The organism is Prevotella sp. MGM2 (genome assembly GCF_002933955.1).
Taxonomy (GTDB): domain Bacteria; phylum Bacteroidota; class Bacteroidia; order Bacteroidales; family Bacteroidaceae; genus Alloprevotella.
On sequence record NZ_BEWW01000283.1, the window covers coordinates 99,669 to 125,747 of the forward strand.

Here is a 26,079-nt window from a genome sequence, read left to right on the forward strand (position 1 = left end):
TATGGAACTTAAAGTATTAGGGTCAAGCAGCAGCGGAAATTGCTACATACTTGATAATGGAAAGGAGGCTTTGATAATCGAAGCCGGCATACCATTCAGCAAGGTAAAGCAAGCTCTTAACTACAACCTGCGGAAAGTTGTCGGATGCTTGATAAGCCACGCTCACAACGACCACGCCAAATATATTCGCAACATGGTTGATAGTGGAATTACGACACTGGCACTGCCGGAGGTGTGGACTGCAAAGCAGGTGGCCGGCTCTCGTGCAATAGCCATACAACCGGGCAAAGGCTACAAGCTGGGCCGGTTTAAGGTGTTGCCTTTTCCCGCTTTCCACGATGTTCCTTGTGTGGGCTATCATATCATGCACCCCGAATGTGGCCGTTTGTTGTTCCTTACAGACAGTTGCGATTGCTTGCAAACATTCCCGAATTTAAGCCACTTGCTGATTGAGTGCAACTATTCCAACTACAAGTTGCTTGAGGCCGTGAATAAGGGTTACACGCTCAAAAGCCAGATTGAGCGACTGCCTAACTCGCACATGGAGCTTGACACTTGCAAGCGCGTAATTAGTGAGCATGACCTATCTCTCGTTCAGAATATCGTGCTTTTGCACCTATCCGCGCAGAATAGCGACCGAGAGAATTTCATTAGCGAGATAGAACGATTGACAGGTAAGGTTGTGTATGCCGCAAATCCGGGCTTGACCCTTGACATTACCAAGTATTGACATGGCAAAGGTTATGGTAGAAAAGATAAGCGGGCGTTTCAATCTCCGACCCCTATACGAGTGGTTTGCGCAGGTATGCGATGGACTTTACCATATTGAGGTTAAGAAAATCCGCAAGCCGCGCACCAACGACCAAAACGGTTGGCTCTGGGGTTGTATCTATCCCATGCTTTTAGACGCTCTTTTAGAGGCGGGCTGGGAGTTTACCACGGTGGAGCAGGTGCATGAGTTTTTCAAATCAATAATCGCCAAAGAGAGTGTTGTTAATCGACATACGGGCGAGATAGTGGAATTTCCAAGCTCGACCGCCACAATGGACACCGTGAAATTCTCAACCTATTGCGAAAAGCTGCGGGAGTACGGACGTGAATTTCTCGGTATCGAAATACCTGACCCGGATAAATATTGGCGCACAAATGATACCGGTAGCTGACAACGTAATATCGGAATTGGTAAGACATATTCCTATGATATTAGACCTCTTGCCACCTAATCCGACAAAGAGCCTTAGAGTGGCAAATGCAATACGAATGACTAAAATTAGCATCAATAAACTCAAACAATTAGACGATGAGCGAAAACAAAGAACTCAAAATCACAAGCGCGAACTATGAGGCAGCTTATGCAATGGCCGATGACAACACGCGCAAAATTCTCGCTGTTCTCGTAGGGGATAACGAAACAACTGCAACCCCCTCCCAACCGGCACCAAGTCTTTCAGACTATACCACAATTCGCTCCTACGAGGACGCTTGCGTTGCTCTTGGCGAAAGTATGGACGTTGAAAAGCTCGTAGCCGCCGGAGTACCTAACCATATTATCGCCCAAATGAAGCTGGAGCATATTTGCAAAGCTCTATGGGGCGGCGAGAACAAATGCCAGCCCACGGCTGACGGTAGCAAAGTGTGGTGGTACCCGGTAATGGCACTCTGGACCCCCGGCGAAATCTCCAACATGAGCGATGATGAACGCCGTGCCCTCCTGTCTGCTATTGCGGATCCTGGAGCGTTTGCGGGCTTCGGTTCTCTGACTGCGACTTATCGTTCCTCGTACTCGATTGCGTACGGTGGCTTCCGCTTGTGCCTTGACACCGAGGAAAAGGCAGAATACTTTGGCAAGCAATTCGTGGAATTGTGGGCTGAAGCCTATGCCTACAATTTCACCGTGGGCGGCCACCTTGAATAAACTGCAATTCACCCCAAAAACATAAGAGATATGCAAGATGTAATGTTTCCCAATGACCCGGTTGAAGCTCGTGAGCAAATGCTGCGCGACAACTGCGACCAGATAGAGCCGCGTAGTTTTACGCGCTCTTTCAACCAAGACGAGGTTAACGACCGCCGCGCCGAGCTTGAATCCGTGTCAATCCAAGTGGCCGAGCTTGAAGATGAGCTTGCACAAGTGCGCGCCGACATCAAAGGCCGTATCAAGCCATTGCTTGAACGCCGGGGCAAGATACTCGATGAGCTGAAAGCCCGTGGCGAATGGGTAACGGCCGACACCTACAAGATTGTGGATGTTGACGAGGGTAGAACTGCCTACTACTCCGCTGACGGCTACAAGATAGAGGAACGTGCCATGACACCCGAAGAAAGACAACGTAACATCATTCAGGCTGCGCGCTTTTTGCGCACCGGCACGGATGATTAACAATTCACCAACTTAATCCTTACAACAATGGATGAGAATAGCAAAATCAATCTCACAATCGAAAACTACACGGGCGAAAAGCCTATCGTGATAGTTTACCGCGAGGGCGTGGCTGGCAAAGTGCTGGATGAGAAAGCCCCCGTAAGTACGGACGTAGCCGGTGTTCTCTCGACACCGCAGGACTGGCTGGAAAAGCGAGTTGCCACAATCGACCAGAAAAAGGCAAAAATTCTGGTAGAGCGTGAAAAGTACACAATCACGCTTATTGTCAATGAAAGCGACCCCTACAACAAAGCCACTATCTCCGGCACCGCCGAACTCTCCGAGGTGTTCAAGAAATTCGGTATCAACGAACCCAACGCCGGCTGGGTACCCGCCAAACTGGGGCAATTCATACGCCTCAATCGTGCTGCCTTTGAGGACAAAGAGCAGTGCATGAAACTCGTATCGGCCCTCAAGAATTTCAAAGCCAACGCCCAATCTCAAATCGAAAAGCAGCATGACCCGTCTGGCTCTCGCGCCGAGGTCTATCGCCAAACGGTAGAAAGCAACCTGCCCAAGTCGTTCACCGTGAAAATCCCTATTTTCAATGGGCCGGAAAAGACCACTTTCGATGTGGAATTTGACCACTACCTTACGGACGGCGAGGTGTTCTTACAGCTCGTATCGCCCGGCGCAAAGGAAATTTCCGATGAGTGGCGCGACACGGCCATTGACCGAGTGCTGAACGAAATCCGCGGGATAGCCCCCGACATCGCCATTCTGGAGGCATAAAGACTGAAATCCCCTATGGCAAACAAGCGGAGCAAATCCCTAATGCCTATTGATACGGGGGAATGGTTAGACAGCCCCCGTATCAATAATCTCTCTTACGAAATAAGGGGGATGTGGCTAACTATGCTTTGCTATCTGTGGGAAAGCCCCACAAGGGGGATAATGGCATATCCCAACGGAAAAGCCTACACCAGAGAGCAGATATTAAGAACTTTGGATATTGACCCGATAGCACTTGAAATTCTTATTGAGAACGGGCTATTGGCGGTTGATGACAAAGGAGCTTACTACTCCCCCGAAATGGTGAGAAAAGAGCGCATAAGCGCAATAAGGCGCAACGCCGGCCGCAAAGGTGGCGAGATAACCATGCGCAAGATTGAGCAACAAACGGAATTACCCGAAACGCCTGCGCCCGTAATCGTTGAGCCTCCCCCCGAAAACAAGCAAGAGCCGCCACAACCTCAATTATTCGATAATGAGGATGTGCCTCAAGCTCCCCCAGAGCTAACGCCGGTACAAAAGGCAAAAGCGGAGAAAAATAAAAAATATCAGTATGCCGATTATGTTTCAATGACGCAAGAGGAATACGCCAAGCTGTGCGAGAAATACGGCGAGGACGAAACAAAGGGCATGATTGACCTACTGAGTAATTACATAGGCTCAAAAGGCTGTTACTCAAAATACAAAAGCCACTATCGCGCTATTTTGTCGTGGGTGGCAGACGCTTATTACGAAAGACAACAAAGATATGGAACTCGACCCCCAACAATTACGACTACCCCGAAATCAGCAGGAGGCACTCCAGCTACTACGGGATATGCAACAGGAGCGTTACAAGCTCCAGCAGGAGCAGGCCCGCAATCTGGTGATGCGCAGGAGGAAGGCTATGCTGAAAGGTTTTAAGTATGACCTTACAGACGAGCAGGAATACCAAGTACACGCCAACATGGTTATCGGCATGGGTAACAACTATATGCTGCGTGAGTTTTCACGTTTCATGGTTGATGAGCATAACAAGGATGTTTTGCGTTTTCTGTTATACTACTTCAACGACTGCCCCCTCGCCGAGCTTGTATTTCCAAATGAGAACTACAAGATACACAAAAACATACTCTTGATAGGTGAACCCGGAACAGGTAAAACATTGCTTATGCAAGTGTTCGCCGACTATCTCCAAGCGACAAACAATGTGAATCAGTTTCGCAATATCAGTATGACCCAGCTTATGAACTATCACAAGGTTTTCGGGCATATTGACAAGTACACCTACAACGAACTGCAAGGAGCGAGCCGCCAAGAGGCTTATGACGGTGTGGACCCGTATAACATTTGCCTTAATGACTTAGGACTTGCAACCGAGAATCAAAAGAGTTTCGGCACGTTGCTTACCCAGATAACGGATGAATTTCTCTTTGCCCGTTATGAGATATACCAGCAGCACGGCAAACGCTATCATATCACAAGCAACCTTACTGTCAAGGAGCTTAAACAACGCTTTGAGGGCAGACTTGTTGACCGTTTCAAATCTTTCAACGTGATAGAACTGCACGGGGGTAGCCGCCGGCGTTAATTCTTTTCGCCCTATAAGTGTATTCACCAAACAGCTTTATAAGAAAATGGAGCATAGATTTAATTACAACTGGACGCTCAAAGACGCGATTTTCACCAAAGACAAAGGCAAGGTTTTCTCTTGCTTTGCTTGTGGTGGCGGCTCGACTATGGGCTATAAACTGGCGGGCTTTGACGTGATAGGCTGTAATGAGATAGATATTCGGGTAATGAACCTATACGAGAGCAACCATCACCCGCGCTATAAGTTTCTGGAGTCAATTCAGATGTTCAAGGAAAGGACTGCATCTCGATATTCTGGACGGGTCCCCGCCATGCTCCGCTTTCTCGATGGCTGGTAGTCGTGAGGAAGCATGGGGCGTTGAGAAAAAGTTTCGTGAGGGGCAGGCTACGCAAGTGCTTGATACACTCTTTTTCGATTTCATCGAGGTTGCGCGTAAGCTCCAGCCGAAAGTGGTAATCGCCGAGAACGTCAAAGGCTTGTTGCAAGGCGATGCGAAAAAGTATGTGCAACGTATCTACGCCGAATTTGATGCGGCTGGCTATTATTGCCAACACTGGCTTTTAGACGCGCAGAATATGGGCGTACCACAAAGGCGTGAGCGTGTCTTTTTCGTGTGTCTGCGAAAAGACCTTATCGACTATGTGCCGCAGACCTACAACCTTTTCGATGTATTGCCTCGTCTGATACTTGATTTCAACGAGCCGGGTATATCATGCGAGGAGGCCGGCCTTACGTTAGGGGACCCGATAACTACCCCGTGCTATTCCGAGGAATACGACCGCCTCAAGAGAGGATTGCCGAAAAAGTATCTCCAATGCGCCCTCGTTCAGAAAACCGACATACACCCCACGTTGGTTGCCGGATATAGGGCAAAAGCCTCTCCTATGCCGGATTGGGGCAAACAATGGCTCTCAGTGTCGGATATATGCAAAGTATCATCTTTCCCACAAGACTACGATTTTGGCACTCAAAAGCCCGAATATATCTGCGGAATGAGCGTACCGCCAATAATGATAGCCCAGATAGCCACACAAGTTTACGAACAATGGCTAACCAAATTAACCAAGTAAAAATGGAACGCAAGAAAGTAATCCTTACATTGTGCCGGGTATTCCCAGCCACACACTCCAAAAAGGGCATAAACACCCTCTTTGCGGTCAAGCTCTTTGCGGGTCGTAAGATACACACCATACGCGCCGATGAAAAAGGACAATGGGCGCAAAAAGTGGCCGACATCAACGCCGGAAACAAAATCTTATGCGTGAGAGAATGGACGGGCCGACCCTACAACTCCGAGCAGGCCGATATAAAGCAGTTTGTGTCGGTAGGACTGCAAGACATCACCATTACCTACGGAGTGGATGATGAAAAGCCCCAAGCGTGGGTTGACGGCAAGCCAGTACCTATTGAAACTCTCGCCAAGAATGACGGCCTCGAACTGCCCGACTTTATAGAGTGGTTTTTCGGGAGTGTTCACACCGGCAATGTGTTCAAGGGCAAAATTATTCATTTCACCGATTTTCGATATTGAGCATGGATAGCTGCGTGATATTGGGCGATTGCAAGTGTTTCAACGCCGACTGTGAAAAGGTTATGGGTAATCTGCCGGATAATAGTGTGGATTTCATATTGTCGGATATTCCATACGACTTAGACCTTAACGGTGGTGGTGTGCATGGTGATTTCTGCACCCGTAAGCAGATACAGTCGCGCAAAAACAGCTCTCTATATTTCGTGTCGCAAGGCATTGACTACGACAAGATTTTCAGCGAGTTTGAGCGTATTTGCAAGCGTGTGAATATCTGCGTGTTTTGCTCAAACAAGCAGATAGGGCGTATAATGACATGGTGGGAGCAGCGCGGTTATGTAGCAACTCTTTTGGTATGGGATAAGCCTAACCCTATTCCACTCGGAAACGGTTGCTATATCAACAATCTGGAATTTATCGTGTATGTGCGTGAGAAAGGCGTCACATACAACTCTCTCGGATATGATATGCAACTGAAAACCTTTCGCAACCAGCCGCCTCAAGCAGCGCAGCGCATACATGAAACCGAAAAGCCTGTGAGCCTTTTGCAACGTCTATTATTGCTCCATACAAGCGAGGGCGATGTAGTCTTTGACGCTTACGCCGGCTCTTTCTCGACCGCCATTGCCTGCCACAACGAAAAGCGCAAGTTTATCGGATGCGAGATACTGGAAAAGTATTTTGAGCCGGCCATGAAACGCCTCCGTGGAGCTGTCGCTCAAAAAAGTTTATTCTAACGTACAACAAGTTACTACAATGGAAACTAACTCTACCAAACGCAAGGATATATTTCTTGTGGACCCGCGCAACATCGTGGTTGTGGACGGATTTAACGTGCGCCGAGATTTCGACTTAGACGAACTCAAAGAGCAAATCAAGGAAAAGGGGGTACTTAACCCTATAACCGTTATCGCCTACAAGGATGAAAACGGGGTGGAACGCTATAAACTGGTTGACGGAGAACGCCGCTATCGTGCGACCATGCTTGCTATCTCCGAGGGTGCCGACATCCCTTATGTTCCGGCTCTCAATGCTCCAAAGGATGCAAGCGTGAAAGACCTCTACATTGAGCAGATGATGAGGAACGAGGGCAAGCGTTTTACCGAGCTGGAATGTGCTATAATGTTTCGCCGTTTCAAAGAGGAATTTGGCTATTCGCAAGTACAAATAGCCGAAACTTTCAAAAAATCCCCAGCTTTCATTAGCAAGTGCCTGGCATTGCTCGACCTGCCCCAATATCTACAAGACAAGATAGCGAGTGGTGAATTGTCGGCCAAAGCAGCGCGTGAACTCGCAAGCAACTACGCCGACCCCCACGACCAAGTGAGAGCCGCCAAAACGGCCGTAAGGACTGCAAAGGCCGCCGGACGCTCGACCGCAACCAACAAAGAGGTGCAACGCTCCCTCAAGGATGCAAAGCAAGGTAAAGCTATCGCTGACGCTCTACGAAACATTGCCGCGTATCTGGACGGTGAGCCGACCGTTGAGGTTGACACTCTGATAAAGTTGCTCGACAAGCACGGCACACTCCACGCTGCCATGAGAGAATATAAAAAGACAATCACAAGCAAAAACTAATATCGAATGGAACTAAACGAATACCAAGCGGAGGCTCTCTCTACGGCTATCTACCCAAACGACAACAAAGTTGAATATCTCGCACTCGCTTTATGCGGTGAAGCCGGCGAGGTAGCCGACAAGGTGAAAAAGATAATCCGCGACCACAACGGGGATTTCTCCGACAAGGACACACGGAACCGAATAGCCTACGAATTGGGCGATGTGCTTTGGTACGCCGCCAATCTTGCAAGGGCAATAGGCTACTCACTTTCCGAGGTAGCAACTCTCAATCTCGCAAAAATAGCTGCCCGTAAGCTCCGGGGTACAATCCACGGCACGGGCGATAACAGATAAGCAAAATGAAACCGATAGAATTTCCAGAACAAAACGCAATCGCCTCAAGCAATGATGCGAATGTGCAACCGCTACCCTGTCGCATATCCGAGGACGGGCCCAAGTAATATCTTGCTGGGAGTTGACCGAGGCCGACTTTGAACGCCTCAAGAGAAAGCCACGGATATATGTATCACAAATGACGTATGGGGGTGCTATCCCGCCTCTATTCGTTACAACCGACAACAACGACTTATTCACATACAAAAAGACCGAGAAAGAATGACACAAGACATCAAAGGGGAGTGCATACGCACGAAAAAGCCCCACAAGCCTATACGCCTACCGCGTAAGCTCAAAAAGGACATCATCAAGAAATCCGGGCGCGAAGCCTATTGGCAAATCATAGCCACAATCTATATGCAAGTGCTTATGGGCGGCCCGCAATACATCAAAATTCGTAAAATCAAAGAATAATACTCTAAAAATGAAACTGTTATTTTTCGACTTAGAAACGACCGGAACGCTCGTAAACAAGCATGGAATCCACCAGATTTCCGGCATGGTGGTAATAGACGGAGAGGTTAAGGAAACTTTCAATCTCCACGTCCAGCGCGCCGACATGGAGAATTTCAAGCAGGGAACAGTAGCCAAGACCCTCGGCATTGCTATTGACGATAGCAAGCTCCACGATGCGCTCTACGACATAGAGGTGTGCAAGGCTATCTACGACAAAGTTTGCGCCCACTACTGATATGATACACATTGGCATTGATACCGGCACCCACACAGGCATAGCCGTGTGGGATAGCCGGAGCCAGTGTTTCCGGGCTATTGAGGATGTTGCAATCCACAAGGCAATGGAAATGGTGGCTCAGTACAAGAGTATAGCCGACCAAGAGGGCGTAAGGCTTTATGTGAGAGTTGAGGACCCGCGACAAAGAACGTGGTTTGGTACGGAGAATATGACCCGCGAGGAAGAGCGTAAAAAACTGCAAGGCGTTGGCTTTGTCAAACGTGATGCGTCTATCTGGGAGGCATACCTCAAAGACTTAGGCGTTTGGTTTGAAATGGTTGCTCCGAAACGCAATCTTACCAAGATTACGCATGAAACTTTCGTAAACATTACAAAGTGGAAAGGACGCACGAATGAGCATAAGCGTGATGCCGCTATGCTTGTTTTCGGGAGATAGTAAATTTTCTCACCTAAAATGTGTTCTGTAAACGCTTTATTTTGTATCTTCGCATCATTAACCAAGTTAATATTACACGCATGGAAATTTCGGCCCCACACGTTGGAGATTACGTTATGATAGCTTGGACCGTTCTGGCGGTGGTGGTTGTCTTATATGCCATTTGGCTTGTCGGAGGGCGCGAGTGGATAGGTGAAAAAGTCGCAAGGCTATTGCCCCACGAAACGCTCTCTAAGGGCGATAAAGCGCATATCTATCTCAATGGCCGCTACAATCGCACCGCGACACTCTCAAAAGTTGTGGCCGATGCGGTGTATATCTACGACAACAAGGTTAAATTGCCTTTGGACTATCGCGCCCGTTTCTATGGAATGGGTGTTGACCTAAACGATGGTAGCCGACTGGTTTTTATCGCCAATCGCCGCCACTATCGCCTTATTCGCGTGGCTGAACTTATCCGCAAGGTGTTCAATCTGGCCGAGGATGAAACAAACCTCAATCCCGATTACTCCGAGGATGAGGAATTGTTAACTGAAAAGGCTGAGGAGGGTGCAGGGGACGATGAAATGTGAGCCAATGAAATATCGCAAGGTTGCCGACCTGCACCCTCTGCCAAACAATCCGCGAACTATCGACAAGGACGGGCTGGCTCGTGTTGTTGATTCAATCAAGCTCAACGGATTTTGGGAACACCGACCTATGGCGATTGAGGAACAGGACGGCCGCCTCGTTGTGCTGGATGGCAATCAACGCCTCAAGGCTGTAAAAAAGCTCAAAATTAAAGAGGTCCCGACCGTGCTTTACTCCGACCTCACGGACGATGAGCGCAACGACCTTATCCTGCGCTCCAACATAAACAACGGAGAGTGGGATTTTGGCGCATTACAGACTGACCCCGCTTTTGAGGACGTTGATTTTTGCTTTATCGGTCTGGAATTTCCGAAAGAGAGTGCAAGCAAGAGAGGCGGAGCCAAGACTGCAAATGCGGCTCCTTTCGACAATCCCGATGATGAGGACGTGGACGATGACAACGACATAGACGATGAGCAAGGCGATGATGAAGAGGCTGATGAAAAGGAGGCTTTCTATCGCTCCATGCTTAAAGACGTGTTGTATGAGAGCGACAACATCTATGAAATCCCCAATCTCTTGCTTGAAATGCAAGCAGGCAAGGTTGAGTTACCGCTTAATCCGTGGGGAGCGAATAGCCGCCTAAGAAAAGACGTGGCGACTTATCATTTCTATGTGGATGATTACCGCTTTGAGGCATTATTCAAAGACCCGATTAAATTGCTCACAAGCGGTTGCGAGGCCGTGGTTGAGCCTAATTGTAGCTGCCACGACCAAACGCCTATCGCATACGGCATAAGCCTTATCTATAAAAAGAGATGGCTTTGTCGCTATTTGCAAGAGTGTGGCATTAAGGTTTACGCTGACCTCAATGTTGCCCACAAGTTTATCGAATATAACAAAATGGGTATTCCGAAAGGCTACAACGCCTTTTTCACTCGTGGACTGGACGGGTGGATGGAGAGCCTCAAGAGCGATTTGCAAGTGGCGCAGGAAATAAGCGGTCTGGAACGCCCCAATTTGGTAGTCTATGGCGGTGGCGATGAGATAAAAGAATTTTGCCGCCAACATGGATTACTCTATATCCACGATTTTATCAACGCTAAAAAGAAATAACGACTATGGGCAGAAACTCCGGGGGCGTTAATAACTACGCCAAAGCAGGCACAACGGGCATAGCGGTCAATTCCAATGGCCGCAAGCTCACCCCGAAGCAGGTGGCAAAGATGACCGCTACCGCAACGGGCACAAGCTCAATGCAGCACCGCGACATGGAAAAGCAAATCAATCGCGCTATCTCTCGTTATGAGGCAGTAATGGGCGTAAGAGAAAGACACGTCCGCATTGCCGACATATCGGGTGCTTATGGCGTTACCTATATCGGGCCTAATGGCTCACAAGGCATATATCTAAGCCGCCGACACTTTGACACGTCAAAGAGAAAATTTGAGGCCGCCTACAAAGCCTCCAACTACGCCAATGGGTTTAAGAACGTTACCAATCGCGCAGCTCAACACACGGTTACGCATGAATTAGCACACGCCACTTGGACCAGTTCTTACACCTCACCAAAGCACAAGGCCGCCGGCAAAGAGATACAACACCTATATCGCCAATGGAGCAAGGACAAACGCAAGAAAGGCTACGGCTCCTATGGCAAAACAAGTGTGGATGAGTTCTGGGCCGAGGTTATCACCAAAGGCATACATGGAAAATCCGACAAATATACTCGCCGGGCAATTTCGATAGCTCGCCGTTTCAAATTATAACGTAAATTTGCAATATCAAATAAACTACAAGAATGGAAAAAATAGAATTAACACCGCTGGAGCTTTCCATGCTGGAACGAAATCTGAGAGGCGAATTTTTCCCTCCAGAGCAGACCGATGAGGAAAACGCCGCTTTTGCAAGGGTAATCGAAAAGGCCGATACTCTTATGGAAAAGTTGGACGCTTACGATGAGCTTGGCAATAGCCTTATGGAGTGGTACTACAACAAGTACAAGGAACAGGAGGCTAACGCCTAACTCCACACCAACCGCGTAAAGAGCCGGGCAGTTTTCGGCTGTCCGGTTTTCTTTGCAGTCAATGTGTGTCTGACAAACACGGAATAATAAATCAACGGAATCACAACGAATGGCCCGCTTTGAAAAAGGAAATAAACAAGGCAATCGCTTTACGTCCGAGAACCAGCCCAAACGCAAAGGGCGTGGCAAACTCTCCGTGCTTAATTATATCCGGCAGACCACGGGCAAGAGGGTTGACCCGCAGAGCAGCAAAGAGGAAATCTTAAAAGTCATTCAACACATTTACGAAAGCTCACCCTCCGATCTGGAGCCGCTGATTAAAGACCCCAACGACCCCCACAAGCCCAATCCCAACACTCCGATGTGGGTATTGAGCATAATATCCGCTATTAACACCGATATGCGCTATGGGCGCACGTCAACTATTGAAATGCTTTTTGACCGAGTATTCGGCAAGGCTACGCAGACGATAGAGGGCGAAATCAACACCAATGTTAACCCGGTTGATTTGTCGGTGCTGACTACCGAGGAACTATTGCAATACAACGCTCTTTTGGAGAAAATAAAGACAGGCAACAATGGCAAGGAATAAAGACATATCATTGCCGTTGTCGCTTGCGGTCAAAGTTGAGCTATTCAAACGTGGGTGTTTCGACTTTATAACTTGCAAGGACGGCAAGAGGCACGAAAAGCAGGGGCAGGCTCTCGCAATCCTCACTGACAACGACCATGTAGAGGTGCTGTATGGTGGAGCCGCCGGCGGCGCGAAATCATGGACGGGTGCCGCATGGTTGCTCTTTATGTGTCTTGCCTATCCGGGTACGAAATGGTTTATCGGTCGTGAGGAATTAAAGCGTATCAAGCAATCGACATACATAACATTCAAGAAAGTATGTGCCATGTATGGTTGCACCGAGGAACTTTACAAGTACAACGCACAGGACAACTATATTGAATTTTACAACGGGTCCCGAATAGACCTGTTGGATTTGCAATACAAGCCCTCCGACCCGCTGTATGAACGCTTTGGCTCTTTGGAATTTACCGGGGGCTGGATTGAAGAGGGCGGCGAGGTGAATTTTGGTGCATACGACACGCTCAAAACCCGTGTGGGCCGACACCTCAATTTGGAGTATGGGATTGTGCGCAAACTCTTTATCACTTGTAACCCCAAAAAGAACTGGATGTATGATATATTCTACAAGCCTTATAAAGCCAATCGTCTTGAGGCGTACCGCTACTATATTGCTTGTCTAGTACAAGAAAATCCATACATAGACCCGGCTTATATTGAGGGATTGAAAACCACAAGCGATAAAGTCAAGTTTGAGCGACTGTTTAAGGGTAATTGGGATTATGACGATAACCCCAACGCCTTATGCTCTTACGATGACATTTGCGCGATATTCGGAAACAATCTCTCTATCCGCACCGGCAAGTTTTATATCACTGGCGATATTGCGCGTTTCGGTGCCGACTATGCGCGTCTTGCCGTTTGGGATGGCTATCATATAATAGATTTGATGTGCTTTCCTAAAAGCAAGCTCACCGATATTCAGCTATGGATTACAACCAAGCAGCGCAAATATCGAATACCCAAGCATAGGTGCATTGTGGATGAGGACGGCGTGGGTGGTGGCGTGGTTGATAATTGCGACATTCAGGGATTTGTCAATGGTGCTTCGCCTTTTGCCGGCGAGAACTACCGCAACCTACAAACTCAATGTGGCTACAAGCTGGCCGAACACATTAACGCCAATGAGGTAGGCATTGATGAGGAACTTGTGAGCCAATCCGACCGAGAGGAAATCATAAGAGAGCTTGAACAACTGCAAACGTGGAAAGGGGATAGTGACGGCAAGCTCCAATTAAAGCCCAAAGAGGAAATAAAACTTGATTTGGGTTGCTCCCCGGACTGGCGCGATATGCTTTTGATGCGTTGCTGGTTTGACTACAACGAAATCGACATACCCGAAAATATAGAACAGATATTAGGTTTAACGTAACATCCCGATATTATGAGTTTAATTCAAACAATCACCAACAACATTAAGGCGGCTGTCGGCTACCAACAGAGCTTTGATGAGTTGCTTGCGTCTAATGACGTAACACGGGCCGTTGCAATGATGACCGCACACTCCGAGAGAGCGATGCGCCACTTGCAAGAGTACGAGATAAGCACTCACAAAGTAATGGAGCGCAAGGATAGGGCCGTGCTTGATAGCAAGGGTAATTTCCTGCGTTGGAGCAAGCGCAACAAAATTCCTATCCCTTACCAGAAATTCATTAACGAAATTGCACTGGTATTTCTCTACGGCCGCCCCGTGAAATGGACGCAACTTTCAGAAAACACCGATTACGCATACAGTTTTTACAAGGAGATTATGCGTGAAATCCACTTTGATAGCTGCGTGAGGCAGGCTAAACGTGTCGCCGGTGCCGAGGGTGTGTCGGCTATCCTGTATCACGTTTACCGCGAGGAAGCGACCAATAAGCCAAAACTCTTGCTTAACGTGTTGAGCAAGAAAAGCGGTGATGACATATACACGATAAAAGACCAATACAAGCGTCTGCGCGCCTTTGGCTGGGGCTACTATCTCACCGAGGAGGGAAATCGCACCGTTCACCATATCGACATATACACAGCCGATACTATCTACCGTTGCAAGCAAGGCTCTTTTGGCTGGGAAGTGGAACGCCGACCCAATCCAATAGGGAAAATCCCCGTGTTGCTTTTTGAGCAGGAGCCGGAACACTCCGATGTGCAACCGCTTATTGAAAAGGTTGAAAACTCCGAGAGTGTGGAGGCTGATGTTATCGACCGTTTCGCCAACCCCACAATGGTAGCGACCGCCGAAATACTCAACTCCCTACCCAAGCAAGAGGAAGAGGCGAAATTGCTTATCCTCAAAAATGGCGGCAATGTGTCTTACCTCACATGGAATGAGGCAAGCGAGAGCAAACGCAACCAATTTGAGCGACTGGATAAGCATATTCTTTCCAAGTCGTTCACGCCCAACATTGATTTTGATAACATGAAAAGCCTCGGCAACCTGTCGGCAAAGGCTATCCGCAAAATCATGTTGCTGGCGATAATCAAGGCCGAAAAACATAAGGAAAAGCATGATGAGTATATGAACCGCCACGCCTCCCTTATGTGTGCCATAATGGGAAATGTTCTTGACTACACCCACAAGGCCGAGCATGACGCACTCGACTTAGGGCATGAATTTCAAGAGCCTTTCGGCGATGACGTTAGCGATATGCTGGCTGACATATCCAAACAATTCAATGATGGCGCGATGAGCCGTGAAACTTATGTAGAGCTGTCTTACTTAATCAAGGACGTAAAGACCGAGTTGAAACGTATCAAGAAAGAGCAAGCGGAAAATATGGAGCAGCAAATGGCATTACGGCGCATGGACGCTTTTGAACCCACGGACTAATGGACTACACAACAAAATTCAATCCGGGCGATGAGGTTTGGACTATGAGCCAAAACAAGCCCCACAAATTCCAAGTGGCAAGTGTGGAAATCACGCTTACTGCCCCTAACTCTCCGATGCGAGGACGCACCACCGAGGTGCTTGTTGAGCTTATCAACACGGCCCCGCGAAACAATCCCCAACGTCTAACCTTTGACGCGAGGGGTTGCTTTGCAACCAAGCAAACGGAGCGACCAGCCTACACCTGTAAGGACTGCAAACACTCGACCGACTGGCACAACAAAGGAGCAGACGGCAACATGATATTTTGCCGGTGCCAATTCCAAAAGTGGTGTAAATTCCTCAAATACGATTATTGCGACCATTTCCAAAAGCGATGAGCGAGAAAGCAAGAAATACGAAATTCATTAAACGTGTCTGGCTCAACGAGCCAGATTCGCCCTCAAGCGGGAGTGTCGTTGCTTATGACGGTGATGTAATTGACTACGACAACCAACCGTATCAATCCACCTTTTTGCGCGTGTCTGACTGCCACGTTTCTGCCAACATACACAAGGCGGTCTATGACAGCGACAAAGAATTTATCGCCAAAATGAAGCGAATACGCGATGTTATCGATGAGTTTATAACCCACTTGGAAAACGAATATAACGACTAATGGCAAAGCGGAAATACATAGATTACAAAAAGCTCAACTCCGAGTTATTCAAGCGTACCGAGGGCTACGCCGCCAACGTGGCGGCTGTCTATCGGTCTGCGCTCTCTGAAATAATTAACTTGGTAAAAGGCACGGAGCTTGAGGCGGGCAAACCTTTCTCTTTCTCCGAGTATGGCTATTCCGATGAGGTTACGCCAATATTGCGCACTATGTATTCTCGCGTTTATCAGATAATCCGTACCGGGGTAGAAAAAGAGTGGCTAAACGCCAACGAGCATAACGATGGACTTGTCAAGGCTGTATTTGGCGAACACTCAATAGAGGATAACCACTTTGCCCGATTCTTTCAACGCAACATGGACGCAATGAAAGCGTTTTTTGCGCGTAAGACCGGCACGGGGCTTAATCTCTCTCAAAAGGTATGGAAATACACGGGGGTTTTCAAAGATGAGTTAGAGGACGCTTTGGATTTGGCTATTGGCGAGGGAACTCCGGCTAATAGACTTGCCACTCAAATTCAAAAGTATCTCAATGACCCCGACCGCTTTTATAGGCGTTTCCGTGTCAAAATCGGCGAGAACGAGGATGGCACGCCCAAGTATGGGCGCGTGTGGAAAAGGCGCGTCTATGACGCTGAAAGCGGGTCCTACAAATGGGTTGATGATGACCCCCGCAAGTACCACCCCGGACGTGGCGTATATCGTAGCTCTTACAGGAACGCGCAAAGGCTGGCGCGTACTGAAACAAATATCGCATATCGCACTGCCGACTACGAGCGTTGGCAGCAAATGCCTTTCGTTATCGGCATTGAAATCAAGTTGAGCAACAACCACCCGGAGCCTGATATTTGCGATGACCTCAAAGGCATATACCCCAAAACATTCAAGTGGAGTGGCTGGCACCCTAATTGTCGTTGTTACCAAGAGCCGGTATTGGCAAGCCCTAACGAGCTTGATAAAATGTTGGATAATATTCTGGACGGGAAAGACCCGGCCGGCGTTGATTGTGCCAACGAGGTAACGGCCGAGCCGCCGACATTCAAGGCGTGGGTTAAGGACAATGAGGAACGTATCGACAAAGCGACCGCCGCCGGAACTCTGCCCTACTTTATTAAGGACAACCAAAAGGCGGTTAACAAGATTCTCCACGGACTGACCCCGGAACAGCAGGCGGCCCGGTCTATGGGTGATTTGCTTGATGACCCTATGGGTTTGTTGGCTCAACATGGACTTGAAAGCCTCAAGCAACTTTACGCCGCCGTTCAATCCAAGCTGGGGCAGATGTTGACCGGCTCACTTGAACACCAAGCAGACACCCTCAAGTTTGAAATTGACTGGGTAACTAACCACAAGAAATATCCGACTTGGGAGGGAGCAGCCAACGCATACAAAAAAGCTCTACGCAATGTTGAGCTACAAATGCGCCGTGAGCGTATGGCCGCCGACATTCAAGGCGTGGAGGCTTTTGTCGCGTCTAACAATGTGGATAAGGTCAATGCACTCTTTCCACAACTCAAAGCGGCTTATGACGCTGGCGATGTTGACACGGCCCTTAAATTGTTGGGCGAGGCTCAAAAGGCTATTGAGGAATACAAGAACGAGCTTTTAAGGCAAGGGCTTAACAGTACGACCAAATTAGAGAAATATTGCGACAAGCACCGCACCTTTGAAAGCAAGGTCAAAAGTGATAAAACCTTTGTGCCTTTCCAAGATAGGATGACAGCCGATTGCGCCCCGGCATGGCAGGCTGGTACAACTGAGGCAAGGCAAGCAGTAAGTAGTTATACCAACGGCACCTATGACACAATCAATCGCTCTTATTGGCGTGATAAACGCGCACACACGGACGGTACGCTTATGGATAGTATTCTTGACGGTTGCACTCTATCAAAGGACACTGTTCTAAGGCGAGGTTGCGACATGGCAGAAATGGGGTCTATCTTTGGCGATGACTTTTTGCGTATGGTACGGGCCGGCGATATTGACGGCCTAAATGCAGTCGCTGGCTGCCGAGGTATCAACGAGGGCTTTATATCAACCTCTTTCGATATGAACGGTGGCTTTTGGAAAAGCGTTGATTTGCGCATATACGCTCCCAAAGGCACACAAGCCTTATATGCAAAGCCTATCTCCGGCTTTGGTGATAGGTACGGCGCAGGCTGGGACGGGTCCACGGCAAGCCGGACACTCGCCAAAGGTAGAGAGAACGAGGTTATTGTGCATCGTGGTTATGAGTATCGTTTTATCAAGGCTGAGGCTGGCGGAAAAAAAGGCAGCTCAATAACTATCTATGTTGAGTTACTGAGCCGCGATAAGAGATTGGTTAAGTGATAGGACTTAGAGCGCGAAATACATTGCTTGAAAATCTATATCATCACGCTTAATCTTTTGGAGTTTGTCGAAGATAGCGAGCTTATAAACCTCTTCCGCTTTCTCCGCTTTGTTGGCAAGCTCTTTGGGGCGTGTGCGTTTCCATGTATCATACCACCACTCAAAGCCTCGTACAACGGAATACTCCGCATCCCATATCTGGAATTTGAGATATTCATTAGCCCATTCGGACGGCTTTACACTGTCTGGGTCGTAGGGGTTTTTATCTCCCCCTTTGTAGAGCTTGCAAAGGCTCTTTACCATTTCAATTATGTTGCTCTGCGCCATATTGTTTTGGGGATTGGATTATATTCCAGTATAGATAAGATGGATTACACTTTGCATTGATTTGGGTAGATAGCTCATAGCCTTTTCTCCAAAAAGCCACGGAACGCCCCACCGAGCCTCTGCGATTGAGCCGACAATGGCCGCTATCGTGTCGCTATCGCCACCCCAAGCCACGGCATTTCTTATAGCGTCCTCAAAAGATTCTGCCATACATACCATGTAGAGAGCGAGTGTAACGGTACCCATACACGTTTCATCAAACTTACCTCTTTGGAGATTGTCGAGTGAAAAGTTGGGGTAGTAGTCGTGTAGAATGTTTGATAGGTCAACATTCGTGCCACCATTACGCAAAATCCATATAGCGTGAGCCACGGCCTTAGCTCCCTTAATGCCCTCCGGGTGATTGTGTGTCGGCAATGCAGTCTTTTCAGCCTCCGCCAACACATCATCGAGATTGTCAAAAGCCCACGCCACCGGGCTAACTCTCATTGCTGACCCATTGCCAAAGCTATTATATGGCTGGGGATTGTTTGAGTGAATCCATTGTGCAAAGCGGCCGCCATAGCCGCCCATAGGATTAGGGTATGAACGACAACAACGCAATAGGCTCTCTTGATAGCTACACTTGCGCAATATCGCGTCCGCAATAGCTACGGTGCATATTGTATCATCTGTAAAGCTACAATCTTTGTGGAATAGCTCAAAATCGCTCCTATGCGTATTGTTGAACTCAAAGCGTGAGCCAACTATATCTCCTATTATTGCGCCTAACATAATTATTTCTTTTTGGAGTTTGTGGGGTAATTGCTCATCGCGCATATTGCGCAATTTCTAAAAACATGGCTGGCATATATGCAAGGCCGTTGTGTGTAAGGGCAATTCATCAGTCGCTTCCTTTCTTACCTCTATTTGTGGTTTTGCTTACTAACTCTCTTTTTCGGATTGTGGCTAACGGGCCGTGGTAGGTGTTTGTCGAGCAAAACTTATTCCAGAGCGTTGTAAGACTTATGCCGACAATCTCAATAGGCAGTGTGTCGTAGATAGCGGCCGCACTCCCGAAATAGTAGTTGCGCCGGCCTTTGTATGGCTCTTTCAGCTCAACGTGGATTACTTTGCGTGTCTGGCTCATGCTTAAATGGTTTTATTGAATACTCGGTGGTATAACCGCCAGTTTCATTTTTATATACACGATTATAGTAAGTGGGTATTCTTACCATAAGAACGCCATTCACTTTGACTACACGCCACTGATATTTTAGGCGGCTATCGTGAAATATCACTCTATGTTCTTTCTTGGGTCTATCCATTTTGTCTTGCTTGTGTTCTATAAACGCAAAATTACGAATTATATTTAATATAACAAACTTTTGGGGCTATTTTCTTTTATTAGCCTCGTTATCTTGTGAGCTTAACAAGGCTTTGAGCCGCTTGTTTTCCTCTCTAAGCCTTTTATTCTCTCGTTGGAGCTTATCTATTTGCTCCGGGTATGATAACGGTGCATTGCAAGTGCATTGTGATATATCGCCACTTTCCATGCGCCAGAAACGCCCGATTGTAAGTTTAATTCAACTTTTCTTATCATTTTTGAGTAATTCTGGATTGTCGTATATGTTGCCTAACACCTCTATACTATCGCATACCAAATCAAAATCCATAAGCGGGATAGTCAGATAAGGCGTTTCTTTTAGAGATTCCATTAGTGGATATTCCGCTTTATAGAGCCTTATGCCATAGCAAGCCAATTCCGACATATAAACTACTACGCCCTCGCAGAAACAATCTTGGTCGGGTACGACACCACCATTGCATATATCATCATACTTATAGTCAATGGAGATATAATCACCCTCGTATAGCTCTTTATCGTGCTGGTCGTATAACCCGATAAACTGACCTTGTGTATTGGCATCCACGGGACCGGCAAAGCCGTGTTCATGGTCGCAGATACATAGTTGTAACCCTTTGGCTGTGCTGACCGGATATAGATAACCATAAGCCCAATTATCGGCCTTGTTATTATTTAAGCATTTTGCCCTGTTCTTGATTGTTCTATTCATGGTCGTTGGGGAGTTGTGGCAGGGGCTGCCAGTGGGTAACTCGTGAGGCTGTGTTCTGTGCGCTCCAATACCATACGCCGCTTTGCGCCTGTCCTAAGAGCTTTGCTATCCTTATCATGGAGCGACCGGCACCACTCTCTACGATAAGGACGCGAGTTTTGAGTGGCGGGAGTGCCTCGCTTGTGCTTATCCAGCCGTTGCAGTTTTTGTTGTCGGTCTTGCTCATTTTGGATTCCGTTTATAGTTATCACATTGGTATCGGCCGCGAGTGAAATACTTGTCGAGCATGGAGCAATACAAGGTTGCTCCATATATGCGGCAGTGCTGACAGTTTCGGCAAAGGGGGATTTTAGCCATTGTTCTTTTCGGATTTTAAGTAGCGTTCACACTTATATTTGTTGTTTTGTTGCGTCCAGCACCGATAGGAACAAAAGTAGGAGCTACCATATCGGGACCCGTGGCGGCACGAGGCGCATAGGGATTTACTTGTTGCCATTGCCAGCCTCCTTTCTTGCCTTGTGAACGCCTTGCACATAGCCTCGCTCAACTCGGCGTATGTCGTTATACTTTGCTTGCGCCGGCGTTTCTATCACTCTTGCTGGAGTGTCTAAGAAACGAATATCGCGGCCCGTGCGCTGTGCTTCCTCGGTCAGCACTTTGCGGATTGCATCTTTGAGTATTCCCATAGTTGTTGGTTGTTTGTTTATTTCGGAATTTGGTACGCTGGCAAGATTGAGAAGAAATCCCATCTTAAAGTGTATATTGAGCGCGTCAAAGCCACAACGATTGATTATGTTTATGATTGTTTCAAATGCGCTGGTGCTTGCTGGGTTATACTTGGCTATAACCGGTGCAAAGTCCATTCTTGCTTTGGGCGATAACGCCATAAATTCGGATATTTCCATGCTCGGTGAGTTAGTCGGTGATACGATAGTAGTATTGCAATTCATCGCCCTCTAAGTTGTCATAGGCATAGTCATTGACTTGCTCCCATAACTCGCTATATAAAGCCGCTATGCGATTGCAACGCGCGTCCATAGGCTTTTCGTGGTCGTAGAAATAGCCTATCTTGTGGTTGAGTACCATAGAAAGCTCGGTAAGGTACTTGTAGTTGCTTTTCCACTCGCGGAAAGCGCGTATGAATGTTGATTTGATTCCGTTTATCCCGAAGCGGTCGGCAATAGAAAAGTCCTGCCAAAAGGTTGTGATAGGCTTGTAGCCGGTCATTTGCTCAACCGGCCAAGCGGGGATTTTGATTTGAAATTGTTGTACCATATTCTTGTTGGTGTTGCGTTGTTGTGTCAATGTTATTTCTCCCAAGTGAGTTGCCAATTTTTGTAGGGATTGGCACCGTGAGCCACGGCCACCTCAGCAGCCTCCGCAATGGTTTGTTTGCCTGTGCGGATAACCTTTTTCACCATGCCGATATGATGACCGGCTAAGTCGGTTTTCTCAACGTAGAATGTTACGGTGTATTGCTCCATGTCTTTATGCGTTTCTTGTAGAGTTACTTGTTAGGGGTGATTAAAAGCATATCGCGGAGGCCGTCAACGTAGGCGGCAAGCTCTTTGAAAGAGCGTCCAGACGTTAGGGCTATCGGATTATCGTTATAGCTTACGAAATAGCCCATTTCGTTTTTGCCGATTGTGAACGTTGCGTTAACGCGCTCTCCATAGATATTGAGGCGTTCTTGGAGTGCCTGTCTATTTGTCTTTGCCATTTTCTTGTAGTTTTTATCGGTGTTGCTTTGTCGGTTTGAGTTGCTGTATTTCTCAAACACATTGCAAAGTTAATGTGTTTTATTGAATACGCCAAATATTTTGGCAATTATTTTTCGGAAAAAATTACCCAGTAAATTTAACTCGCTGAAAATTCGGAGATTTACCCGGTAAAATTTTTTCTGTGTTTTATAAACACATATCGTAGAAATTAGCTATCTTTGTGCCTAAGAACTGAAAAGCCAATTATTAACACCCCCTTTCCGGGGCATAACAACAACCGATATGAACAAAGCACTTAGGGCAAAAGTCAAGGAAAAGACTAAGGACACCCGCCTATCGGAGAAGTACCTCGATAAGCTAACCGAGCAGCTCGGTGGAGGCATTGAGGATGATTCTACCGATGAGGAGGCAATCGAAAAGACTGCAACCCTTATAGCTGATGTAGCAACCGAAACTCAGGGTGAGGCTACACGCTGGGCGCAGAAAGCAAAGGGCAATGGAAAGACCAAGCCCGCCAAAGATGACGATGACACGGACGATGACACGGACGATGACACCGCCACCAAAGGCACAAAGGGCAAAGGCAAGACAAAGCCCGGTGATAACTCCGATGAGCGTATTGCCGCAATGGAAAAAGAGCTGAACGACTTGAAAGCTGAACGTAGCCGCGAGGCGCGTAAGGCTGAAATCAACGCAGCTTTTGAAAAGCACAAAATCCCCGCTTTTCTCCGCGACCGCCTCGGCAATTCCATTGCTGATGATGAGGACGTGGAAACCGCCGTGGCAGCACTCCGACAGGATTGTATCACAAACGGCCTTATTTCCGACAAAGCCGAGGGTGCAAAATCGGCAAGCGAAAAGCAGGTTGACGAAGCCGCTGACGCATTGCTGGAAACAATAACCGCTAAATAAAAATTTTTCAAGATGAAACGCAAGACAGCCTCCTTTGTGGGTACGCGCCCGATTTTTACGGGTAGCCCCTCAATCGTTATGGGCGGTTTTAACCTTGATGTTACGGGGCAGAAATTCCGTGTCGGTGATGTTATCCCCGCCGGAACGCTTGCCATTCGTAATGAGGAAACCCGTCTGGTGCAGGTTATCAAGACTGCAAAGGTAGTAGAGGTGGATGCGGAAAACTCAAAACTCGTTTCCCTGTATGTCGATGAGTTTTATGCTCCGTGTTTCGCCGAGGGCGAGTTTGTGGGTATCGCCGGCGCAGATGCCGTTGCAATCGCCTCAGCTCCCAAAATCTCCGCCATTGAGGAAAAGGGCAACATTTACCGTATCACTCTTTCCGCTGCCATTACCGGGCTGAAAGCCGGCGATGTGCTTGTGGAGCTTGTGAGCGATGGTGCCGCTACTCCCAAGACCAAAGAACGCGGCCTCGCAAACTCAACCACTATCAAGGACGTTGTGGTGAGCGAGTTTGAAACCGCCATTGACGTAACCGCCGACACCATGCAATACGCGCTCTACGAAAGGCGTGTATCGCCTATCCCCGACAGCCAGAAAGACGAAACCGGCGCTTTCCTCAAAGCCAACCCACACGTCAAGCTGACAAAATCGCTGTAATATCAACACAAAATTTTAAAAAACCATGCCTACAAAGTCAATTTTTACAACTTTCACTGGCTTGCACAAGGCCGGCTCTCCGCTGGACTTACTTGCAACGTGGCGTAAGTCCTTTGACAAGGCTTCGGAGCGTGAGGTTGCTCTTTTCCAAAAGATGTATACCGATGGCTGGTTTACCTACAATACTCCGCAGATGTCGCTTACTGCCGAGGCTATTGTCGGTAAATACCAGATACGTTTCATGGCTACGCTCTTGGGCGATGAATCACCCTCGCCCCTGCGCCGGTCGGACGGCTTCGATGTCTGGACAAAGGAAATTCCCCGTGTCGGACAGACTTTCGTAATGTTCGCCCGCGATTATCGTAAGCTCATGGAGGTTTACGAGAATCCCCGCCTCAAGGAGGCCGACAAGGTAAAGCAGATTGAAAAGACGCTCAAACACCAGATGCAGGACGCATATCTCGGTTGCAAGGACGTGATGGACTTTATCGTTCTCATGGCTTTCTCCAACTGGGGCGTGGCTAAATTCGTACCCGCTATCAACAACCCCGGCGGCCGTGCCTACGAGGTGGACTACACCATGCCGGACGCAAACAAGCTCGTGAGCGTTCTGAACTGGACCACTGCAAACACAAAGGCCGGCAAGCTCAATCCTATTCTTTTCCTTTCCGTCCTCTGCGCCGCACTCCGCGCTCGTGGTATCGAGCCGGGCGAAATCCTCATGTCGCAGGAACTCGCAACATGGCTGCGTATGGACAGCACAACTCGCCTGTTAGCACATGGTACCGACAAGCAGGCGCAGACCGTCACCAAATCGGAATTTTCCGCGTTGCTGGAAGAAAACGAAATCCCCCCGATTACCGTTATCCGGCGCAAGATGGGTATCTCCCCGGACGGCAAGCGTCAAGCTATTGAGCCGTGGAATCCCAACTTTATCGCAATCAAGCCCGCCGGCGTTATCGGCGAAATTCAGCCCGCTATTGAGGACTCCGAGCTTATCGAGGAAGAGAATGTGGACTATCTCAACGCCGGCAATGGTATTCGTATCTCCAAGTGGCGCACAGGTGCATCCACGGGTCAGACCGCCGGCGAATACACCGAGGGCGCGGGCCGCTTGCTGCCCCTTATCACCGAGATAGGGCAGATTGTTTGCTTACAGGTACGCGGCATTACCGAAAAGGAAGCCGCCGTCGATGCAAACGGCACCACTACCTACTACCGCACCAAAGCCGACTATGACGCTGCCGTAGCCGCCGCAAGTCTTGAAACCGTCTAACCCTTTTGCTTTGCTATGAAACTGAAAGTAATTAAGCCTTTCAATGGCAAAGCAGAGGGTAAGACCCTTTGCCCCGGCGAGTTTATCCAGAGCAACGATGTTGAACGCATCAATGCGCTTGTAGGGCGTGGTTTTTGCGTTATCGTTGCGCTGGATGACGCGCCGACTGCCTCCGAAACCGCCCCTACAATCCCCGTAGAGGTGGTAAGCGATCATGTAGAATTTCAAGGGGAACGCTATCACATAGAAACCATTAAGGCCGCACTGGGCATTATGGGTATTCGTGTGGCTCACAATGCCAAAGAAAAGGCCGTGAGCAACGCTCTTTCGGCTCTGACCGATGAGCAGGCGCAAACCCTTTCCGAAATGCTCAACAACAACGAAACCGCCGACCCCAACCCCGAAAAGGAGTAAGCTATGGAGATAACCGTTCTTGAGGCATTAATGGCCGAGCTGGAGCCTTACACCGCCGCACAGGTGGTATGTAAGAAAGCTCTTATTGACGCTGGACTTTCCGAGGTAGCCAACGACACCCCTTATACATCCGACTGCAAAAAGATAGTGGCAACCGCCGCTATCAAGGTGCTTAAAAAGTTTCTGGTGTTAAGTAGTGAAAGTTTAGGCAAATCCTCACAGTCTTACGACACTAAGGAGCTGAGAAAGCGTATCAAAGAATTGTGCGCTGATGCCGGACTTGATGCCGATGAGATTTTGGAAATCCCCACAATCACGGACGGCTCTATGTATTGGTAAGA

40 protein-coding genes are annotated in these 26,079 nt (G+C 48.2%); 31 read left to right on the top strand and 9 right to left on the bottom strand.

Annotated elements, in window-relative coordinates:
* Position 1: 1 nt before the first annotated feature.
* The 26 genes from C5S62_RS08115 to C5S62_RS08235 all read left to right on the top strand — a co-directional run bounded on the left by C5S62_RS08115 (position 2) and on the right by C5S62_RS08235 (position 18,371).
* Positions 2–730 (top strand): MBL fold metallo-hydrolase, encoded by a 729-nt coding sequence (locus C5S62_RS08115; protein WP_104404876.1) that lies wholly within the window; start codon positions 2–4, stop codon positions 728–730.
* Between the two features lies 1 nt (position 731).
* Entirely contained in the window at positions 732–1,163 is a 432-nt protein-coding gene (locus C5S62_RS08120; RefSeq protein WP_104404877.1) for a hypothetical protein, read from the top strand.
* Between the two features lie 137 nt (positions 1,164–1,300).
* Complete coding sequence (locus tag C5S62_RS08125; protein ID WP_104404878.1) at positions 1,301–1,915, top strand: hypothetical protein; 615 nt, start codon at positions 1,301–1,303, stop codon at positions 1,913–1,915.
* 30 nt (positions 1,916–1,945) lie between these two features.
* Positions 1,946–2,380, top strand: a complete 435-nt coding sequence (locus C5S62_RS08130) for a hypothetical protein (protein WP_104404879.1) — start codon at positions 1,946–1,948, stop codon at positions 2,378–2,380.
* Positions 2,381–2,407: 27 nt separating this feature from the next.
* The gene (locus tag C5S62_RS08135) at positions 2,408–3,154 is read left to right on the top strand and encodes a hypothetical protein (RefSeq protein ID WP_104404880.1); all 747 of its coding nucleotides are present in this window, start codon (positions 2,408–2,410) and stop codon (positions 3,152–3,154) included.
* A gap of 15 nt (positions 3,155–3,169) precedes the next feature.
* Positions 3,170–4,057, top strand: a complete 888-nt coding sequence (locus C5S62_RS13285) for a hypothetical protein (RefSeq protein ID WP_133159546.1) — start codon at positions 3,170–3,172, stop codon at positions 4,055–4,057.
* A complete protein-coding gene (locus C5S62_RS08145) occupies positions 4,041–4,724 on the top strand; it encodes an AAA family ATPase (RefSeq protein WP_223301190.1) in 684 nt (227 codons plus the stop codon). Before C5S62_RS13285 ends, C5S62_RS08145 begins: the two co-directional genes overlap by 17 nt.
* Positions 4,725–4,770: 46 nt before the next feature.
* The gene (locus tag C5S62_RS14120; protein ID WP_371411196.1) at positions 4,771–5,064 is read left to right on the top strand and encodes a DNA cytosine methyltransferase; all 294 of its coding nucleotides are present in this window, start codon (positions 4,771–4,773) and stop codon (positions 5,062–5,064) included.
* Complete coding sequence (locus tag C5S62_RS08150; RefSeq protein WP_371411197.1) at positions 5,054–5,797, top strand: DNA cytosine methyltransferase; 744 nt, start codon at positions 5,054–5,056, stop codon at positions 5,795–5,797. The genes C5S62_RS14120 and C5S62_RS08150 overlap by 11 nt, the downstream gene beginning before the upstream one ends.
* Positions 5,773–6,258: a hypothetical protein gene (locus C5S62_RS08155; protein WP_223301191.1), complete on the top strand. Its 486-nt coding sequence runs from the start codon at positions 5,773–5,775 to the stop codon at positions 6,256–6,258. Before C5S62_RS08150 ends, C5S62_RS08155 begins: the two co-directional genes overlap by 25 nt.
* Positions 6,259–6,260: 2 nt before the next feature.
* The gene (locus C5S62_RS08160; RefSeq protein WP_104404882.1) at positions 6,261–6,992 is read left to right on the top strand and encodes a DNA methyltransferase; all 732 of its coding nucleotides are present in this window, start codon (positions 6,261–6,263) and stop codon (positions 6,990–6,992) included.
* 19 nt (positions 6,993–7,011) lie between these two features.
* Positions 7,012–7,833, top strand: coding sequence for a ParB/RepB/Spo0J family partition protein (locus tag C5S62_RS08165; protein WP_104404883.1), 822 nt, complete (start codon positions 7,012–7,014; stop codon positions 7,831–7,833).
* Between the two features lie 6 nt (positions 7,834–7,839).
* The gene (locus C5S62_RS08170; protein ID WP_104404884.1) at positions 7,840–8,169 is read left to right on the top strand and encodes a nucleoside triphosphate pyrophosphohydrolase family protein; all 330 of its coding nucleotides are present in this window, start codon (positions 7,840–7,842) and stop codon (positions 8,167–8,169) included.
* A gap of 261 nt (positions 8,170–8,430) precedes the next feature.
* Complete coding sequence (locus C5S62_RS08175; RefSeq protein ID WP_104404885.1) at positions 8,431–8,625, top strand: hypothetical protein; 195 nt, start codon at positions 8,431–8,433, stop codon at positions 8,623–8,625.
* 10 nt (positions 8,626–8,635) lie between these two features.
* Positions 8,636–8,902, top strand: a complete 267-nt coding sequence (locus C5S62_RS08180; protein WP_104404886.1) for a hypothetical protein — start codon at positions 8,636–8,638, stop codon at positions 8,900–8,902.
* A 1-nt stretch (position 8,903) separates the two neighbouring features.
* Complete coding sequence (locus tag C5S62_RS08185; RefSeq protein ID WP_104404887.1) at positions 8,904–9,341, top strand: hypothetical protein; 438 nt, start codon at positions 8,904–8,906, stop codon at positions 9,339–9,341.
* Between the two features lie 116 nt (positions 9,342–9,457).
* Positions 9,458–9,913, top strand: a complete 456-nt coding sequence (locus C5S62_RS08190; protein WP_190311572.1) for a hypothetical protein — start codon at positions 9,458–9,460, stop codon at positions 9,911–9,913.
* A gap of 4 nt (positions 9,914–9,917) precedes the next feature.
* Entirely contained in the window at positions 9,918–11,027 is a 1,110-nt protein-coding gene (locus tag C5S62_RS08195; protein WP_223301192.1) for a DUF4417 domain-containing protein, read from the top strand.
* A gap of 5 nt (positions 11,028–11,032) precedes the next feature.
* Positions 11,033–11,680, top strand: a complete 648-nt coding sequence (locus tag C5S62_RS08200) for a hypothetical protein (RefSeq protein WP_104404890.1) — start codon at positions 11,033–11,035, stop codon at positions 11,678–11,680.
* A 32-nt stretch (positions 11,681–11,712) separates the two neighbouring features.
* Positions 11,713–11,937 carry a hypothetical protein gene (locus C5S62_RS08205; RefSeq protein WP_133159547.1) on the top strand — a complete coding sequence of 75 codons (225 nt, stop codon included), beginning with the start codon at positions 11,713–11,715 and terminating at the stop codon, positions 11,935–11,937.
* A gap of 109 nt (positions 11,938–12,046) precedes the next feature.
* Positions 12,047–12,529 (top strand): hypothetical protein, encoded by a 483-nt coding sequence (locus C5S62_RS08210; RefSeq protein ID WP_104404892.1) that lies wholly within the window; start codon positions 12,047–12,049, stop codon positions 12,527–12,529.
* Positions 12,516–13,943, top strand: a complete 1,428-nt coding sequence (locus C5S62_RS08215; RefSeq protein ID WP_104404893.1) for a phage terminase large subunit — start codon at positions 12,516–12,518, stop codon at positions 13,941–13,943. The genes C5S62_RS08210 and C5S62_RS08215 overlap by 14 nt, the downstream gene beginning before the upstream one ends.
* A 12-nt stretch (positions 13,944–13,955) precedes the next feature.
* The gene (locus C5S62_RS08220) at positions 13,956–15,383 is read left to right on the top strand and encodes a phage portal protein (protein ID WP_104404894.1); all 1,428 of its coding nucleotides are present in this window, start codon (positions 13,956–13,958) and stop codon (positions 15,381–15,383) included.
* Positions 15,383–15,763 carry a hypothetical protein gene (locus tag C5S62_RS08225; protein ID WP_104404895.1) on the top strand — a complete coding sequence of 127 codons (381 nt, stop codon included), beginning with the start codon at positions 15,383–15,385 and terminating at the stop codon, positions 15,761–15,763. Before C5S62_RS08220 ends, C5S62_RS08225 begins: the two co-directional genes overlap by 1 nt.
* Complete coding sequence (locus tag C5S62_RS08230) at positions 15,760–16,041, top strand: hypothetical protein (protein ID WP_104404896.1); 282 nt, start codon at positions 15,760–15,762, stop codon at positions 16,039–16,041. Before C5S62_RS08225 ends, C5S62_RS08230 begins: the two co-directional genes overlap by 4 nt.
* Entirely contained in the window at positions 16,041–18,371 is a 2,331-nt protein-coding gene (locus tag C5S62_RS08235) for an ADP-ribosyltransferase (RefSeq protein WP_104404897.1), read from the top strand. The genes C5S62_RS08230 and C5S62_RS08235 overlap by 1 nt, the downstream gene beginning before the upstream one ends.
* Positions 18,372–18,377: 6 nt before the next feature.
* Here the strand turns inward: C5S62_RS08235 and C5S62_RS08240 are convergent, their stop codons facing one another.
* From C5S62_RS08240 to C5S62_RS08275, 9 genes are all read right to left on the bottom strand, one after another.
* A complete protein-coding gene (locus C5S62_RS08240) occupies positions 18,378–18,698 on the bottom strand; it encodes a hypothetical protein (RefSeq protein ID WP_104404898.1) in 321 nt (106 codons plus the stop codon).
* Positions 18,699–18,716: 18 nt separating this feature from the next.
* Positions 18,717–19,472, bottom strand: a complete 756-nt coding sequence (locus C5S62_RS08245) for an ADP-ribosylglycohydrolase family protein (protein ID WP_104404936.1) — start codon at positions 19,470–19,472, stop codon at positions 18,717–18,719.
* Between the two features lie 109 nt (positions 19,473–19,581).
* Positions 19,582–19,827 carry a hypothetical protein gene (locus C5S62_RS08250; protein WP_104404899.1) on the bottom strand — a complete coding sequence of 82 codons (246 nt, stop codon included), beginning with the start codon at positions 19,825–19,827 and terminating at the stop codon, positions 19,582–19,584.
* A gap of 436 nt (positions 19,828–20,263) precedes the next feature.
* On the bottom strand, positions 20,264–20,755 hold the full coding sequence (locus C5S62_RS08255) for a YopX family protein (protein WP_104404900.1): 492 nt from the start codon (positions 20,753–20,755) through the stop codon (positions 20,264–20,266).
* Positions 20,748–20,981 carry a DUF551 domain-containing protein gene (locus C5S62_RS08260; protein ID WP_104404901.1) on the bottom strand — a complete coding sequence of 78 codons (234 nt, stop codon included), beginning with the start codon at positions 20,979–20,981 and terminating at the stop codon, positions 20,748–20,750. The genes C5S62_RS08255 and C5S62_RS08260 overlap by 8 nt, the downstream gene beginning before the upstream one ends.
* A gap of 256 nt (positions 20,982–21,237) precedes the next feature.
* A complete protein-coding gene (locus tag C5S62_RS08265; protein ID WP_104404902.1) occupies positions 21,238–21,660 on the bottom strand; it encodes a hypothetical protein in 423 nt (140 codons plus the stop codon).
* 10 nt (positions 21,661–21,670) lie between these two features.
* The gene (locus tag C5S62_RS08270) at positions 21,671–22,030 is read right to left on the bottom strand and encodes a hypothetical protein (RefSeq protein ID WP_104404937.1); all 360 of its coding nucleotides are present in this window, start codon (positions 22,028–22,030) and stop codon (positions 21,671–21,673) included.
* A 32-nt stretch (positions 22,031–22,062) separates the two neighbouring features.
* Positions 22,063–22,239: a hypothetical protein gene (locus tag C5S62_RS13610; RefSeq protein WP_190311573.1), complete on the bottom strand. Its 177-nt coding sequence runs from the start codon at positions 22,237–22,239 to the stop codon at positions 22,063–22,065.
* 23 nt (positions 22,240–22,262) lie between these two features.
* Positions 22,263–22,475: a hypothetical protein gene (locus C5S62_RS08275; RefSeq protein WP_133159548.1), complete on the bottom strand. Its 213-nt coding sequence runs from the start codon at positions 22,473–22,475 to the stop codon at positions 22,263–22,265.
* A gap of 283 nt (positions 22,476–22,758) precedes the next feature.
* Between C5S62_RS08275 and C5S62_RS08280 the strand changes: the two genes are divergently transcribed.
* Genes C5S62_RS08280 through C5S62_RS08300 form a run of 5 tightly spaced genes read left to right on the top strand, consistent with a single transcriptional unit; the run spans position 22,759 to position 26,077 of the window.
* Positions 22,759–23,388: a hypothetical protein gene (locus C5S62_RS08280; RefSeq protein WP_104404904.1), complete on the top strand. Its 630-nt coding sequence runs from the start codon at positions 22,759–22,761 to the stop codon at positions 23,386–23,388.
* A gap of 12 nt (positions 23,389–23,400) precedes the next feature.
* Positions 23,401–24,048 carry a hypothetical protein gene (locus C5S62_RS08285; RefSeq protein WP_104404905.1) on the top strand — a complete coding sequence of 216 codons (648 nt, stop codon included), beginning with the start codon at positions 23,401–23,403 and terminating at the stop codon, positions 24,046–24,048.
* 25 nt (positions 24,049–24,073) lie between these two features.
* The gene (locus C5S62_RS08290; protein WP_104404906.1) at positions 24,074–25,324 is read left to right on the top strand and encodes a hypothetical protein; all 1,251 of its coding nucleotides are present in this window, start codon (positions 24,074–24,076) and stop codon (positions 25,322–25,324) included.
* A 15-nt stretch (positions 25,325–25,339) separates the two neighbouring features.
* Positions 25,340–25,738, top strand: coding sequence for a hypothetical protein (locus C5S62_RS08295; protein WP_104404907.1), 399 nt, complete (start codon positions 25,340–25,342; stop codon positions 25,736–25,738).
* Between the two features lie 3 nt (positions 25,739–25,741).
* Positions 25,742–26,077, top strand: a complete 336-nt coding sequence (locus tag C5S62_RS08300; protein WP_104404908.1) for a DUF6706 family protein — start codon at positions 25,742–25,744, stop codon at positions 26,075–26,077.
* Positions 26,078–26,079: the final 2 nt, after the last annotated feature.